Source organism: Paenibacillus sp. FSL R7-0333 (assembly GCF_038000365.1).
GTDB lineage: Bacteria > Bacillota > Bacilli > Paenibacillales > Paenibacillaceae > Paenibacillus_AQ > Paenibacillus_AQ silagei.
This window is the reverse complement of the sequence record NZ_JBBOBZ010000001.1, coordinates 2,621,301-2,637,673: the sequence shown is the minus strand read 5'-3', so window position 1 is coordinate 2,637,673 and position 16,373 is coordinate 2,621,301. Positions and strand designations below refer to the sequence as shown.

Annotated in this window: 9 protein-coding genes; 6 read left to right on the top strand and 3 right to left on the bottom strand. The window is 52.7% G+C overall.

What is annotated here, in order from left to right; translation table 11 throughout:
• Positions 1 to 2: 2 nt before the first annotated feature.
• The gene (locus MKY86_RS10700) at positions 3 to 1,823 is read right to left on the bottom strand and encodes a sensor histidine kinase (RefSeq protein WP_340826861.1); all 1,821 of its coding nucleotides are present in this window, start codon (positions 1,821 to 1,823) and stop codon (positions 3 to 5) included.
• Positions 1,824 to 2,258: 435 nt separating this feature from the next.
• Here MKY86_RS10700 and MKY86_RS10695 point away from each other — a divergent pair, with 435 nt between their 5' ends.
• The 3 genes from MKY86_RS10695 (at position 2,259) to MKY86_RS10685 (ending at position 8,796) form a co-directional block, all read left to right on the top strand.
• Positions 2,259 to 7,493, top strand: coding sequence for an S-layer homology domain-containing protein (locus MKY86_RS10695; RefSeq protein ID WP_076073698.1), 5,235 nt, complete (start codon positions 2,259 to 2,261; stop codon positions 7,491 to 7,493).
• 211 nt (positions 7,494 to 7,704) lie between these two features.
• Positions 7,705 to 8,262, top strand: coding sequence for a helix-turn-helix domain-containing protein (locus MKY86_RS10690; protein ID WP_076073696.1), 558 nt, complete (start codon positions 7,705 to 7,707; stop codon positions 8,260 to 8,262).
• Between the two features lie 54 nt (positions 8,263 to 8,316).
• The gene (locus MKY86_RS10685; protein ID WP_076073693.1) at positions 8,317 to 8,796 is read left to right on the top strand and encodes a YbaK/EbsC family protein; all 480 of its coding nucleotides are present in this window, start codon (positions 8,317 to 8,319) and stop codon (positions 8,794 to 8,796) included.
• Between the two features lie 155 nt (positions 8,797 to 8,951).
• On the opposite strand, the gene MKY86_RS10680 is transcribed toward MKY86_RS10685, so the two are convergent.
• Both MKY86_RS10680 and MKY86_RS10675 read right to left on the bottom strand, forming a co-directional pair.
• Positions 8,952 to 10,376 carry an alpha-L-fucosidase gene (locus MKY86_RS10680; RefSeq protein WP_076073690.1) on the bottom strand — a complete coding sequence of 475 codons (1,425 nt, stop codon included), beginning with the start codon at positions 10,374 to 10,376 and terminating at the stop codon, positions 8,952 to 8,954.
• A 277-nt stretch (positions 10,377 to 10,653) separates the two neighbouring features.
• A complete protein-coding gene (locus tag MKY86_RS10675; RefSeq protein ID WP_340826859.1) occupies positions 10,654 to 12,669 on the bottom strand; it encodes a beta-galactosidase in 2,016 nt (671 codons plus the stop codon).
• Positions 12,670 to 12,882: 213 nt separating this feature from the next.
• On the opposite strand from MKY86_RS10675, the gene MKY86_RS10670 reads away from it, so the two are divergent.
• From MKY86_RS10670 to MKY86_RS10660, 3 genes are read left to right on the top strand one after another with little or no spacing between them, the layout of a single operon-like run.
• Entirely contained in the window at positions 12,883 to 14,529 is a 1,647-nt protein-coding gene (locus MKY86_RS10670) for an extracellular solute-binding protein (RefSeq protein ID WP_076073688.1), read from the top strand.
• Between the two features lie 39 nt (positions 14,530 to 14,568).
• Positions 14,569 to 15,480 carry an ABC transporter permease gene (locus MKY86_RS10665; RefSeq protein WP_076073685.1) on the top strand — a complete coding sequence of 304 codons (912 nt, stop codon included), beginning with the start codon at positions 14,569 to 14,571 and terminating at the stop codon, positions 15,478 to 15,480.
• A gap of 19 nt (positions 15,481 to 15,499) precedes the next feature.
• Positions 15,500 to 16,369, top strand: coding sequence for a carbohydrate ABC transporter permease (locus MKY86_RS10660; protein WP_076073683.1), 870 nt, complete (start codon positions 15,500 to 15,502; stop codon positions 16,367 to 16,369).
• Positions 16,370 to 16,373: the final 4 nt, after the last annotated feature.

The following is a 16,373-nucleotide window of genomic DNA, read 5'->3' as shown; positions in this document are numbered from 1 at the left end:
ACTCAATAGGCCCCCTTCCTGTCCCGAATGGGAATTGTGATCACGAATACCGCACCCTGCCCCGGACTGCTCTCGAACGATACCCCGTACGGCTCGCCGTATAACCGGCGTATCCGCTGATGCACATTGGTAACGCCGATGCCGCCGCTGTCCTCTGCACCGCCCAGTCTGCTGCGCAGCTTCGCTGCCGCCTCAGCGCTTATGCCCGCACCGTTGTCTCTGACCGTAATGGTGAGTTCTGCATTTCCGGCCCGCCGGACCTCGATAGACAGCAGCCCGTCCTCCTGGTCGGCAATTCCGTGGAAGATCGCATTCTCGACCAGCGGCTGGATGCTCAGCTTCGGAATCTCCTGCTCCGCAAGCGTCTCCTCCACTTCCGAATGGAACTCGATCCGGTTGAAATATCGCACCTTCTGAATGACTATATAATGGCCGATGTGCTCCAGCTCCTCACGGATCGGCACCAGCCGATTGTCCGTCTTGGCAGTATAACGGAGCATAGAGATCAGCGCTCCGGTCATCTCAACAATCTTCTCCGACTGCTGCATGGTGGCGATCCATTTGACTGAATTCAGCGTATTGTACAGGAAATGCGGACTGATCTGGGCCTGCAACGCGCGAATTTCAGCCTCGACCTTCTGCTCCTGCTCCACGTAGATCCGCTCCACCAGCTGCTTGAGTTCAGCGGACATCTGCTCGAACCGGCTGGCCATGACACCGATCTCATCATTCGAGCGGACCGCCGGGAGATTATCGAATTTCCCTTGCTCCACCAGCGTCATATTGCGGATCAGCTGCTTGATCGGCCGGGTGATCAGATTCGACATGTACACCGAGCTGGCCAGGGCGAACAGGATAAGCACGACAGCAATCGTCCACAGATTCCGCTTCAGGATATCGCCTTCCACCGCGAGCTCTTCCACGGGCATATACATATAAGTCTTCCAGTTATGTTCCTCAAATGGCGACTGGATCAGAATATAGTCCTTGCCGGATACACGGACAATCTGCCTGCCTGAACCTGCGGCAAGTTCTTCCTCACGGACCGGAAATAGTGTCCTGAACGGCTTGCCGATCAGGTTATAATTGTTGTTGAATATAATCATGCCGCTGTCATCGGTAACGGTGAAGGCCGAGCGGTTGCCTGCCTCCATCCGCTTGTTCAGCCGGTTGATGAAATCTATGTCTACACTTACCGCCATTACGCCGATCAGCTTGCCGTTCTCCATATCGAAGATTTTACGCAGATTGTAAATCGTCCAATTGCTGTCCGCCTTGGTCTGCAGGTCCAGCCGGGTCGGCAGATCGCGCGTAATATCGTCAGAACGCAGGAATTCGGTGAACCAGTCCTCCTCACGGGGGTTATACGTATAGTCGACAGGCTTGTTCGGGGCCACATAGAGGTCGCTGCCATTCACCAGATTGTAGACATAGATAGAGATGGCGCGGTCCTTCATAGTGATGTAATTCATCAGCAATTGCGTGGCCTGAAGTTCGTTCGTCACAGAGCTGTCGTGCAGATAGTTCTGTACCGGGTAGTTCTCCTGCGAGACGGCTGAGATGTAGCTGTTAATCCCGTAGCTGGCGATGAGCGAAATCTGCTTCGTGTCCTCCAGGAATTCCTCGATGCGGATATTCGACTGTCTCGTCACATCGGCCAGCAGGTCCGTATATTTACGTTCAAGCATCTGCTGGGAGGAGATATAGGAGGTAACGAACAGAATCACAACCGGAATCAGAATGGCCAGCAGGAAAAAGAACAGCATCTTGTTCTTCACGCTCACAAAACGGCGACTGGGCTTCAAGGTGAAGGGAGCTTTCAAGTCATAACCTCCGGCGGCAGAGTTGGTGGAACACCTTTGTAGAATACCTTTAATGATAGACTCCCGGCTGCTTTCCCGCCACCCTGCTCTGCATGTCTTTTTTTTACTCTTTTCGTTCCCTTTTTTACATGTAGGGGGATTACGGGGAAAGGGCTGGCAGGATTCTATGGCTCCCGCCTCAGCTTCCCTGTCTGTTCGCTCCAGGCAGGAACCCAGAGACGTAAAGAAAGGAACAAAAACAGTAAAAAAGCTTGATTTTATAGTAAGGGTCATTCACTTAACATTCTCGGTGAAGCGAAGCAGCAATGACAGGGAGGTTGCGGTGCCTATGCAGAGATAGCGGAGATAAGTGTTAGTGAATAGAGAATTGTTTCAAGTTCGCAGACCGTTCTATTAGGACAGGTATCCCCAAAAAACAAAAGAGGTGAGTATCTATTGAGGCTATATCTTAAGCGTTCACTGATATCTATACTGGCAATTCTGACCCTCCTGCCTTCCAGTTTGGCAAGCGCTTCCACAGCTCCGACCGCAGACCCGGTTCCTGTGGCAGATTCTGTATGGGTGACTGATTCGGAGTTAGTGACCGATCCGGTTACGGCACCTGACTCCGATGAAGTGCCTGCTTCCCCGGCAGAGCCGGATGCTGCTAAGGTGGCGGACGCTGCTGCATTGCCGGAGGCTGCTCCTGTTCAGGAGACTGCGCCGGATCAGCTCCAGTTGAAGACCGCTGCTGAGGCGGCCCCGCTGTTCCAGTGGAGCTTCCGCCAAGGACAGGTGCTTGACCGCACCACGGTGGTGAACAGCGTCTACCCCGATGCGGCCGCTGAACGTGCTGAGCTTAAGGGAGTAGCAGCCATTGTCTATGACGACCAGCGCGGAGACGTCCTCTCTTTACCCGGCGGCGGGAACGGTACTGCCTGGCTGAAGCTGCCCGATCAGCTCTACAGCAGGATCAAGGATGAACTGTCCATCTCCTTTTGGGCCAACATCGACTCTTCGGCTAACGCCTATAACCGTCTGCTGTCCTCCACAATTGCCGAGAAGGGGCTGACGAATGCCGGGGTAAGCGGCTGGCAGGACTCCGAGTTCATTATCATCGCCGGAGACGGCACATTCAGCAACCGGGTCTATACCGGCACGAACCCAAGCCAGATTGCCAGCTACAAAGGCGATATCGTCTGGAACCGCAACCCGGCCAAGGGCAAGTGGCAGCAGGTGACCGTCACTATGACCAGCAGCGGGGCCTACGAGGTATACCTGGACGGTGTTCCCGTTGGCACCAAAGGTCTGGATCAGAGCAAAAGCTCATCAGGAGCGACCATGTCCTCCGTTCTGGAGCATTTCTTCTCGCGTGATTATCTGAACGCGCTGAAATTCAACGATTTCGGCAGATCGCTCTATACCTCGGATGGAGATATCAAGGGGAAATTCGATGATCTGCGGATCTACAATGTCCAGTTAAATGCCACTCAGGTAAGCGCACTCTATGCGGCGACGAAGCATGAAGAGAACACTTCAGCCAAGCCGGCCAAAATCTCGGTCGATCTGGCAGACCGCTCGCTCGGACCTGTATTCCACGGCTCTTCCGGCGCACTGTATGCCATCAGCGAGCCGAATGTGCCGGATATCAATACACTGATTCCGATCAAGCCCTCGCATATCTCCCAGAAGCCGCCGAACGGCATCCAGCATCCGACCGGCGACGCGCTCCGGGTGTCGGACTATTTCTTCGAGGCCGGCGGGGAAGCTGTCAATATCGTCATGCAGGATTATTATCAGCATTGGTACTATCCGTCCAGAACGGCTGAAGAATATATCCAGGAGGCCGTCATTCCGATTACAACAGCTGTAAAGGCCTACAAGCAGCAATGGGAGGCCGCGAATCCGGGGCGGGATGCGGATGCCAGATTCATCTATATCCCGTTCAATGAGCCTGAGCAGAACAATACCCGTTATCCCCAGCTACTGTCAGACAACCAGACAGGCAAGAACTCAAGAGCCGTTTTCAACAGCGACTGGCTGGCGGTAACGAAGAAGATCAAAGAGATTGACCCCGGTGCAGTCATTTCCGGAGTGAATCTGACCCAATATGGAGCCAAGGTATTCGAGGATTTCATTCCCTACTGCGTAGAGAATGACTGTCTGCCTGACATTATCAGCTGGCATATGCTGTGGGACAAAGCCTTCAACCAGGCTCCCTCGAACGTAGCCACCTTCCGGACGGTGGAAGAGAGGTCCGTACAGCGCTATAAAGAGCTGTATCCGGACCGGACGGTTCCGTTCCCGATCAAGGTGGATATCAATGAGTATGCCGCAACCTCAGAGATCGCCGTAGGCGGCTCGCTGATTCATTACATTGCACGTTATGATGAGCTCAAGATGAACAGTATGCTGCCGTATTGGAACACGGCCAACTCCTACGGTTCCCTGCTCGCCGGGCAGAACGAGCCTAACGGAGCATGGTGGCTCTACAAGTGGTATGCCGACATGATGGGCGGCGATATGGCCAAGATAGAGGTCATCAACGCCAGACATGAGAATGACGCCTTCGGCCCCGGCTTGTATGGGCTAAGCTCCATTCAGGACAACAAAAAGCAGGTCAGTATCGCGTTCGGAGGCACTCAAGGAGACGGCCAGATCGTGTTCAACAACGTGACCGGCAATGGGAGCAGCCCCTCCTTCCTCACAGAAGCAGAAGCCGTGCATATCACCGTATGGCACGCTGGATATACAGGCTTGACCGGATTTCTAGTAGAGCCTACCCAGATTCTTGACCGCGATTATCCCGTCAAGAACGGATCGGTCACTCTGGATGTCAATCTGAACGATTACACCTCGGCGTATTATGCAGTCATTACTCCGGCTGTAGATCATGCCCCTAAGGAGACTTTCTATCAGCGCTTCGAGGCTGAGAATGCGCAGGTGCGGACCAATGTGACCCTTACGGACCACTATCCGCGCAAGAGTACCGGACGCTCTGCCTCGAACGGCCAGTATGTCCAAGGCATCAAGGCTGCAGACAGCCTGGTGAAATGGACGGATGTTACGGTTCCGGCAGACGGGAGCTACCGTCTGGATCTGATTGGCGGCAGCGGCGCAACCTCCACCCTGCGCAATCAATCCAATACCGGAGATGCGAATCAGCGCATCAATTCCGAATGGTTCATCAAGATTGATGATCAGCCCGCAACGAAGGTGGTTCTGCGTGCGGATTACAACATGCAGCTGCTGGGAGGCAATACGATCTTTGCCGATCTGACACAAGGGACTCATTCCATCGGCATCAGCAAGTATAACCCGGATACGGGAGAAGCAGGCCAGGGCGAATCCACCCTTGACGCGATGGAATTAACTTATAGCGGTGTGTTGGGCGCAGAGCCGAGCTACCGTGTTCAAGCGGAATTCGCCGACTATGATTCTGCGCTGGGATTATCCAGAGAGAGCAGCCTCGAAGGCTTCGAGGGTGCCGGATATGTGAGCGGTTACGGCAGCAGCCAGAATGCCAATACGCGCTTTGTGGTAAGTGTGCTGCAAGACGGCATGTATGATCTGCAGATCCGCTATGCGGCATCGGGCGCAGGCAAATTGCAAGTTCAACATGACCGCAAGCCGCTCGTAGATCTGCCTGTTACCGATACCGGCGGACAATGGCAGACCGCTACAGTACCAACCTTCTTACGCACAGGCATTAACCTGATCGATGTGCGGTCCAGCGCTGCGCTTAGCCTGGATTATATTAACGCAGCCTTCGTCAGCCAGACTTCTGTATATTCCGTTGAGGCAGAGGCGGCAACGGTCGTAGGTACTCCGGCCGGCTCCGAGCTGCCGCTCATCCGCGAGGATGCCTTTGCCAAATACGCTTCCGGCGGCAAATATGTGAACGGCATTACCTCCTTCGATGGAGCAGAGCGGTATCTGGAGCTTACTGACATCACGGTGTCCAAAGCAGGCACTTATAAGCTGGTCGTTACCTACGCGAACGGTGAGAGTGCGGGGACACATGCTTATAATAATGACGTTGTGGAAAGGTATGCACAGATCAGCGTCAACGGCGGCGAGCCGCAGACAGTCTACTTCAAGAACACCATTTCATGGCAGCAGTTCGCCACACAGACCTTTGATGTTGAACTGAAAGCTGGCACCAACAGCATCCGTTTCTCCAATAATAATACGTATGACGGCGGCTCCAACCCTTATGGAGGAACCGGGGCGCAAGGCTTTACTCCTTATACGGCAGTCCCGCGCCAATACGCGCCTGCGTTCGACCGGTTCGATATTTATGCGCGGCATACGCTTGCGACTGACGACGGTGGCGAACCTGGCAGCGGTGAACCCGGCGGCGGTGATCCTGGCGGCGGCAACAACGGCGGCGGCGAACCTGGCGGCGGCAACAACGGCGGCGGTGATCCTGGCGGCGGCAATAACGGCGGCGGTGATCCTGGCGGCGGTAACAACGGCGGTGGCGAACCTGGCGGCGGTAACAACGGCGGCGGTGATCCTGGCGGCGGCAATAACGGCGGCAATAACGCCGGGAGTGGCAACGGCGGTGGCACTACCGTTGGTTCGGTCACCCCTGTTCAGCCGGAAGCACCAAGCGGCAGCGGCCATTTGACCGTCGAAGCAGAGGTTACAGGAACTACTGCTACAGCCACACTGGATGCGCAGAAAGTAAAAGCGGCAGACCAGATCACCGTCTCGTCTACGCTCGGTACCTTCCACTTCCCTGTCAAAGCGGTTGATACCGCAGCTTGGGGACAGCAATTGGGAACCGGGGACTGGAAGCTTAAGGTCAGTATGACGGTCCTGCCGGAACAGCGGCAGCAAGAGATCCTTCAGGCTGTCCTGGCAGCCCAGGGCAAATTAATCAGACCTGCTATTGAATACACGGTAACAGCTGAAGCCAATGGGCGTACAGTGGAGATTCCGGGGTTCAAGGGAAGCTATTCCCGGGGCACTCTGCAGCTTGACAATCCGGCGGACAGCCGGAATACAACCGTGGTCCGGATCGAGAAGGACGGAAGCTTCACCTTCGTCCCGGCGGTCTTCAACGGCACTGGTGTAACGTTCTATAGTCCGAGCAACGGCACGTTTGCAGTGATTTCAAGCAACAAGACATTTGAGGATATCAAGGGGCACTGGGCACAGGCATCCGTCGAAAAGCTGGCCTCGAAGTACATCCTGACCGGCATAACGGACAGCAAATTCGCACCGAACGCTACCACAACCCGCGCAGAATTCGCAGCGATGATGGTTCGTGCGCTGGGCTACTCCTCCTCCGGACCGGCAGATGTTTCGTTCAAAGATATCGCCTCCGGCGCCTGGTACGCCGGAAGTGTCGGAACAGCCGCTGAGCTGGGTCTGGTGCAGGGCGGAACGGACAATAATTTCCGGCCGAACGACATCATTACCCGCCAGGAGATGACCATTATTCTGGTTAAGGCAATGGCCCTTGCCGGCTCGCCGCTCCCAGCTTCAGAGCTTCAGCCTGCAGCCTTCAAGGATGCAGACAAGATTGCGGGCTGGGCGCAGCAGGATGTGGCCAAGGCGGTTCAGGCAGGCCTGATCACCGGGACACCGGCCGGGCAATTCCAGCCGGGACAATCCGCAACCCGTGCGGAGGCGGCAACCGTCATCCTCCGCTTGCTGTCACAAGCGCAATTAATGAACTAAGCTATGCTATCAACACCATAAAAATCAAGCAGAGCAGCGATTCTCCAATAACAGGAGAATCGCTGCTCTGCTGTTTTTGGTTTTTGGAGGCTTGTTTCTTGTTTATAGAAGGAAGCTTACGTTTCTTGCACTTCATTTATTGGTCTTGCATCCGTAGTTTGTATGTTATAATATATTATAAAATGTTATGACATACGTCAGGAGTGATGCAGTGCAATCGCCAGCATTAACTATTGGAGAACGGTTAAAAGAAATACGAGCAACTAGAAATCTTACACTTGAAGATGTTTCTAAACTTACTGATGTAAGTAAGCCCATGCTTGGACAAATTGAAAGAGGACAGTCTTCACCAACTATTACAACTCTTTGGAAAATCGCAGTGGGCTTAAAAGTCCCTTTATCTTTATTATTGGAAGAGCTAGAAGAGGAGTGTACTGTGGTTGATACTCGGTCCAAAAACGCTATCATCGAAGAGGATGGAAAAATGAGAGCCTTTCCTGTTTTTCCTTTTGACCCTACCCGTAACGTTGAAATCTTCTATATCGAATTTGATCCCGGATGCCAGCATCCATCTAAAAAGCACCTTGATGGTGTGGAAGAATATGTTTTTGTGGAGCAAGGCATGTTAGAAATGGTAGTCAACAACAAAAAAATTGTTCTAGAAGAAAAGCAGGCACTCCGCTTTCGTGCTAATGTTTCTCATTCCTACAATAATCCCTATCAAGAACCATGTGTCATTTACAACATGATTTTTTACCCAAGAACATAGGCAAGTTTCATCTATGATCTTCTAGAAAATATTTAAAAATGAGGTGTGATGATTATGGCAATTGAAAAAGTAAAAGATTTTTTCAAACAATATGGTATGGATTCTCAGATTAAAGAATTTGAAGTATCTAGTGCAACCGTGGATTTGGCTGCATCTGCATTAGGTTGTGAGCCGGAGAGAATCGCAAAAACACTTTCTTTTATGGTAAATGGACAAGCTGCTTTAGTCGTTGCCGCCGGGGATGCAAAAGTGGATAACAAAAAATTCAAAGAGTATTTCAAAACAAAAGCAAAAATGCTTTCTCCAGATGAAGCCATTGATAGGGTTGGTCATGCAATTGGAGGTGTTTGTCCTTTTGCTATTAAAAATGATGTCTCTGTTTATCTAGACATCTCTCTTAAGCGTTTTGAGACAATCTATCCAGCTTGCGGAAGTAGCAATAGTGCGATTGAACTTACAATAAAACAATTAGAACAATACTCTAGTTATTCAGAGTGGATTGATGCATGTAAAGGATGGAATGATTGCACATAAAACCGGAGTTTCCTTGGTACCGCCAAGTTATCACCCATGGTACGCTTTCAAAAGTTCCACCCAAGACCCAAGTGTAAACATACATCCTACTCCAAATTAAGGGGTGTCCCTCGCAGCCATTACATGGCTTACGGGACACCCCCTGCTGTTTCGGCTTACTCCACCTTGCTAAGGTACACTTCAAACGCAGACAGGGTCGGGCACCACCGTGATTTATCTATGGTCAGGCGGATATGCCTTGCCGTAACCTCCTGGAATTTGAGAATACGCTTATGTCCGACAACTGTGCATTCACTAAATTGTCTCCAGGAATCTCCATCCAGATATTCCAGATGAAGCTGTTCGATACGCTGGCCTGACTGGATATGCTCCTTGAGCACGATCGTATCGAAGGACTGCTCCACCTTCAGATCAATCTCAATGGAAGCCTGCTCCGTACCTTCCTGGGGGCACCAGAACGTATCTTTATTCCCGTCTAATACTCGGCTGGCAGCATTGTTCTCCGACATTGTCTCCGTTGCGGTGGCCCGGGCTCCCACAGCCAGATTATGCTCGAAGGTGGATCTGATCACGCTTCCCAGCTCGGCCATCCGCCGGGCGTCATTCTCATGAATGAGACCACGCTTGTCGGGCGGAAGATTGAGGAGGAATGTCGAGTTCCCGCCAACCGACTTATCATAGATGTCCAGCAGCTCTTCGAGGCTGCGGACCTGGTCGTCCTCAGCAGCGTGGTAGAACCAGCCGGGCCGGATCGAGGTATTCACTTCCGCCGGATACCAGACGAGCTCCTTCCCGGCGATGGCTTCCCGGCTGCCCAGGTTCTCATCGCGGGAGTTGCTCCGTCTCGCGAATTCACCGTCGTCCACATGCTGTGACTCTTCCTGGATTTTCTCGCAATCCTGCAGCTCTGCCGGAACGACACTCCACTCGGATTCCCTGGTATGGCCGGCCTCATTGCCGCACCAGCGGACGTCCGGACCGCATACGGAGATTACCGCACTCGGCTGCAGCTCCCGGATCACCTCATAATATCCGTCCCAGTCATACACCTGCTTCAAGCCATTCGGGCCTTCACCGCATGCACCGTCGAACCAGACGCAGAAGATGTCCCCGTACCCGGTTAACAGCTCACGTAATTGATCCTTGAGATATTCGTTATACTCCGAAGTCCCGTACCGTCCGTCATGGCGGTCCCATGGAGACAAATACACCCCGAACTTCAGTCCGCCCTCACGGCAGGCATCCGCTACCTCTTGTACCATATCGCCTTGGCCATCACGCCATGGACTGTGCTTCACGGAATGCCCGGTATGGCTGCTGGGCCAGAGACAGAAGCCGTCATGATGCTTGCAGGTCAGGATCAAGCCTCTCATCCCCGCCGACTTGCACACCTCCACCCACTGCTTCGCATCAAATTCTTCGGGATTGAAGATCGCCGGTGCTTCGTCCCCAAGTCCCCATTCCTTATCAGTGAAAGTATTGATTCCAAAATGTATAAATGAATAGAATTCCAGCTCCTGCCAGGCCAGCTGCCGTGCTGAGGGTACTACTTGCGCTGCGTTTCTGATATTATCATTCATCCTTATGCTCCCCTTTGATAGTAGTCTGTATAAGACGCACTTAAGATTTGAACTTGAAGCTTCGTCGTCACTGCGGTAAACATTTGGACTTCCGGCCGCTGTTGTCACCAGATTTCTTGATTTTGAACCGCTGTTCGCGGGTGAAATCCGTTGACTGCTGATGCTTCCGATGCGAGCTTTCCTACGGAAAGCTTTCAGGCGGACGCTACCGCTCCTACAGTTCCAAATTTCCCCTCCGCTCCTTTTGCTTTTTGTTTATTTATTTAGTGCTTCTTATCTAGTACGTTACCAGCTCTACCTCATAAGCGCCCAAAGTCAGCGAATCCGCGAAGCGGCTGCCGGACAGCAGCCCGGATGCCTCCCTCTCCAGCTGTATGGTCTGCTCTATACCGGTGGTGTTCACACAGAGTAAAGAGCCGTCTTCCAGGCGGCGTGCGACAACGCCAGAAGGGGTAACCGGCCCTTTCTCAATACCGAGTGCCGGGTACAGCATATCCAGCAGTGGACCAAGAAAATCAGCATCCGCCGGTATCGCGACATAGATCGCCTCTCCCTTGCCATAACGGTTCCGCGTGACTGCGGGCGACTTCTCGAGTGTATTCGTGAACGAAGCCACAGTCTCGGCCGTGCGGGCTTCCAGTATTTCGTAATAGTCAATAGCAGGCTGATATTCCTGCTCCCCGAGCAGAATAGCGGGTTTTTCCCGTTCCAGGTGAAGCTCTGTCTTCTCAAGACCTCCGGCATTCTCCGAAGGCGTATGGCTTCTGGTTCTCATAAAGGCTCCGCTGCGGATGCCGAAGACATCGCTTAGCCCGCCGGGCATCGGGGTGTCGAACACGCGGTTATGCTCATTGACCTTCGCAGAATACGCCGTCATCACAGCGGTGCCACCTGCCTCAACGAAGGTGCGAATGGCTGCCGCAGAGGCTGTATCCATGACGGCATGTCCCGGCACGATCAGGAGCTTGTAATCCTTCTGCATATTGCGCAGATTCACAATATTACAGTCCAGATTGGCCCGCTCAATAGCCTCATAGGCCTCCAGGACTTGCCGGGTATAATCGGTTTTGTAGAAGCTCCGGTTGCCGTCCATCACCTTCAAGCTCTCGTACGAGTAGGCGATGGCGATCTGCGGAGAGGTCTGTCTGGGAAGCCCGCGTTCCTGCAGCAGCTTGAATTCCTCAGCGATTTGTTTGAACTCCTCATACTTCCAGCCCGGCGTCCCGTCATGATCCACCAGACCGAATACATATTGCTCCTCGCCGCCCAGCATCGTACGCCAGGTCCAAGCACAGACAGCCTGGGCTCTGTGAACAAGCGAGAGATAAGCATACATTCTCATGGCCAGGCGCGGGGAAGCGTAGCCTCCGAAGTCGCCAGTCTGGAATTCAAGGCACCAGATGGGCTGGTCAAGCTCGCCAATGCGGTGATCCATGAAGAAGCAGGCGGCGGTCAAGGCCCGTCTGTCCTCAGGATTGGTGCCGGGGTAGAACCCGATACCGGGGAGATCAATGATCTCCTCATATTGCTTCAGATAATCGAACCCGTAGCCGGGATTCTCTGACCAGTGATTCGTAGATTCTCTGGCTTCAGGCGCGAACTGCCTGACAATCCGGCTCAGACCCTGCATATAGGCCAGAACTTCATCGGAATAAAAACGCCACATATCCAGCACCCGTTCCGGCGCACCTTGAATCTGGCCGGAGACCGGAAGCACGACATCGTGGAAGCTGCTCAATTTACGGGACCAGCGCTGGGTAGTCCACGCCTGGTTCAGCTGTTCTACCGTCTCATACTTGCCTTTCAGCCAAGCTTCAAAGCGGTCCCTGGCTTCTCTGGAATAAGAAGGCGCTCCTGAGCCCAGCTCGTTGCACAGCCCGAAGGCATACAGGGCCGGATGGTCCCGGTACTTGCATACCAGTACCTCGGCGAACTTATACGCATATTCCTGAAAAGCCGGATGGCCGATATCCTCCATATAGCGTGTTTGCGCTTCCATGCGGATGCCGTTCGTATCGGTCCGGTCAATCGCCGGATACTTCTTGTGGAGCCATGTCGGAGCCGGGCGGGTTGCGATATCCAGCACGACCTGTATACCCGCCTCGTGAAACAGATCCATGACTTCATCGAACCATTCAAACGTAAAGTTTCCTTCAGAGGGCTCAAAGCTGTCCCAGCACAAATGCCCCAGCCGGACAACGTTAAAGGATGCTGCCCGCATCCATTCAATATCTTGTGCCCATCTCTCCCGGGGCCAGTCATGCGGATGGTAATTCGCTCCTGCATACAACAATCCAATCACCGCCATATAAAAATAGTAAAATACACAAACTATATTAAATGCTTCATTGATAATATGAAATATAATAAATTAATCAATACATATAATAAAATGAAAGTAAATTCGAACGGCCAATATATTTGCATGAATCTCGCAATATTGTTATTTATGCCTCGGTCCCCTGAGCGATATACTAAACAGCATCACATACAGGGAGGTCAATACATGAAGAGAAGGTTTGCGAAGCAGGCGTCTATCGCCCTTGTGGCCGGAGTCATGCTGACAGCTGTTGCCGGCTGCAGTGCGGTCTCTGATCCGGGTCAGGCTGCACAGGGGGATCAGGGAAATACCGGGCAACAAGAGGCTACGATTACCTTAGGCCGTGTGGTCGGCTCCGACAACAAATTCAAGAACGGGGAAACCATTGAGAACAATGTCCACACCAAATGGGCTAAGGAGAAATTCGGCATTGACTTCAAGGTGGATTGGACCGTGGGAACAGGTGATGCCTACACCACCAAGCTCCGTCTTCTGCTCAATTCAAATGAGAAGCTGCCGGATGTCTTCACCCTGAACGATCCGACGCTTGAGAATCAGGTCGTTGATTCCGGCAAAGTGATGGATATCGACGAGGCCTTTGACAAGTACGCTTCGCAGCGGCTTAAGGATCTGTATGCCCAGTACCCTGAAATATGGAATACGGTTACTTATGACGGCAAGCATTACGGCCTGCCCACCTTCAATGCCAACAGCTCTTTCAGCGTGCTCTGGATTCGCCAGGATTGGCTGGATACCTTAGGCCTGCAAGCACCCAAGACCATCGCGGATATGGAAGAAGTAATGGATGCGTTCGTCAACCGCGACCCTGACGGCAATGGCATCAAGGACACCCTCGGATTATCCCTGTCGCTCAAAAAAGGCGTTACCGCCGTGAAGGACACCTTCATGGTATCCAGCGATTTCCTGTTCGGACAAGCCGCTATCCCTACGTATTGGACAGAGGGTGCGGACGGCAAGCTTCAGTACGGATCTGTTCAGCCTACAGTCAAGGAGGGCCTAATCAAGCTTAGCGAATGGATGAATAAAGGCTATCTGGATAAAGACGCCGGGATTATGGATGAAGCCAAGGCGGCGGAGAGCTTTGTCCAGGGCAAATCCGGCATGGTCTTCGGCCCGACCTGGATGGCTTCCTATCCGTTCAGTGCGGATATGACCTTTGATTATGTTCCGGTTCCCATTCCTGCAGGCATTGACGGCAAAATGGGCTTTGGCAGTGAACCGCAATCCTCCGTCCGCTTCTATTTCAACAAGGATTTCAAATATATGGAGGCCTTCTTCAACTATCTGGACGCCATCATGGGACCCGGCTTCTACGATCCTTCCTCTGAGCTGGCCAACGGCTGGGCTGAGGGCTACGACTATGTCATCGTGGACGGCAAACCGGTCTATGACCAGGACAAAATCCCGGGCGGATGGATTGATGTGAAGAAATACACCATCTACGGCAACGACATTCAGACTCCCAAAAAGGAGCTGGAGGTCATGGCCAAGCTCGGCCAGGGAAAAACACCTGAGACCCCTTACGAAATGTATTTCTCAGCCAGACCGAAGAAATGGGCAGAGGCTGCCGCCGTACTGCAGACTTACATTGACGAAGCCTCCGTCTTCGATAAATACACCGGACCTCCAACAGCAACCATGGCCCAAAAGGGCGAGCTGCTCCGCAAAATGGAAAGCGAAGCCTTCCTGAAAATTATTTACGGGCAAGAATCGCCGGATTCTTTCGACAGCTTCGTGGAGAAATGGAAGTCCTCCGGCGGAGATGATATTACCAAAGAGGTGAACGAGTGGTATCAGGCGCTTAACCAATAGAAGACTTTTGCCAAATGAACCTATAGAGGAGTTGTCCGGATGATGGAATGGAAGAAGAGCAAGACGCGATTTACTCGCCAGCTACCTCTTCATTTGCTCATACTGCCATCTGTAATCTGTTTGCTGATCTTCAATTATGCGCCTATGGCGGGGCTGTTGATGGCTTTTCAGGACTTCAAGCCCCGGCTTGGGTTCCTGCATTCACCATGGGTGGGCCTGGAGCATTTTCAATATATGTTTACGTATCCTGACAGCGTGCAGGTCATTTATAACACCCTGCTCATCGCTTCACTTAAGATTACGGCCAACATTATAGTCCCGATCCTCTTCGCCTTGCTGCTGAATGAGGTTCGCGCCCTGCTGTTCAAACGGTTTGTGCAGACCCTCGTGTACCTCCCGCACTTCCTGTCCTGGGTGATTCTGGGCGGGATTCTGACGGATATCCTCGGCAATAAAGGCATCGTCAATCACCTGCTGACGCTCCTTGGCGCCGATACTGTATTTTTCCTTGGAGACGGAACCTGGTTTCGGATCACCGTAGTGGTCAGTGATGTCTGGAAGGAGTTCGGCTTCGCCGCAATTATCTATCTCGCCGCCATGAGCGGCATCAATATGTCGCTGTATGAAGCCGCCGAGATCGACGGCGCAACCCGGTTCAAGCAGACGCTCCATGTCACCTTGCCGGCGCTGGTTCCCGTTATCCTGGTTGTGGGCACGCTCGCGCTGGGCAATATCCTCAATGCAGGTTTCGACCAGATCTTCAACCTGTACAATCCGCTGGTCTACCGTGAAGGGGATATTATAGATACCTTTGTATATAGGGTAGGTCTCATGAACGGCTCTTTCAGCTTCGCGACCGCCGTCGGCTTATTCAAATCGGTCATCAGCTTCATCCTGATCGTTACGGCTTACCGGCTGGCCTACCGGTTCGGAAATTATCGCATCTTTTGAGTAAAGGCAGGCGGAATCTATGTATCGGAAAACAATCTCTTACCGCTGGTTTACAGTGCTCAACACTGTGCTTCTTGCAGTCCTGGCTATATTATGTATTCTTCCCCTTGTGCACGTAGCGGCCGTATCCTTCAGTTCCAGCGCGGCGGCTACGGCTAATCAGGTGTTTTTCTGGCCGGTCGGCTTCACGGCTGAAGCCTACTCCAGAACGCTTACGAATCCCTTGTTTCTGCGTTCCCTAATTCTATCTGTGGAAAGAACGCTCGCCGGAACCCTGCTGTCTATGGCATTGACCGTTACCGCCGCTTATACCCTTTCGCGCTCATTTTACGGCAGAAGCTTCTACTCCTGGTTTTTTGTCTTTACCATGCTGTTCAACGGCGGCCTGATTCCAACCTATCTGCTGATCACGCAGCTTCATTTAACCAACACGCTGTGGGTCCTGATTCTGCCGTCTGCGGTGAACGTGTTCAATACCATTCTGATGATGCAATTCTTCCGCGCCATTCCCAAAGAGCTGGAGGAGGCGGCAAGCATTGACGGAGCGGGTTATCTGAGGTCTCTGATCACGATCTATCTTCCCTTGTCGCTTCCCTCCCTGGCCACCTTATCCTTGTTCTCGATGGTCTGGCACTGGAATTCCTGGTTTGACGGGCTGATCTATATGACCGATTACCGGCAGTATCCGCTGGCGACATTTCTGCAGACGATCATTCAGAGCGGCGACATGCGCAACACGAACATTGACCCCAGTCAGCTGAAAATTCTGTCGGAACGCACGGTGCGTTCTGCGCAAATCCTGATAGGAGCATTGCCGATCCTGCTCGTCTATCCGTTCCTGCAGAGGTTCTTCGTACAAGGGTTGACGATGGGCGCGGTTAAAGAATAAGATA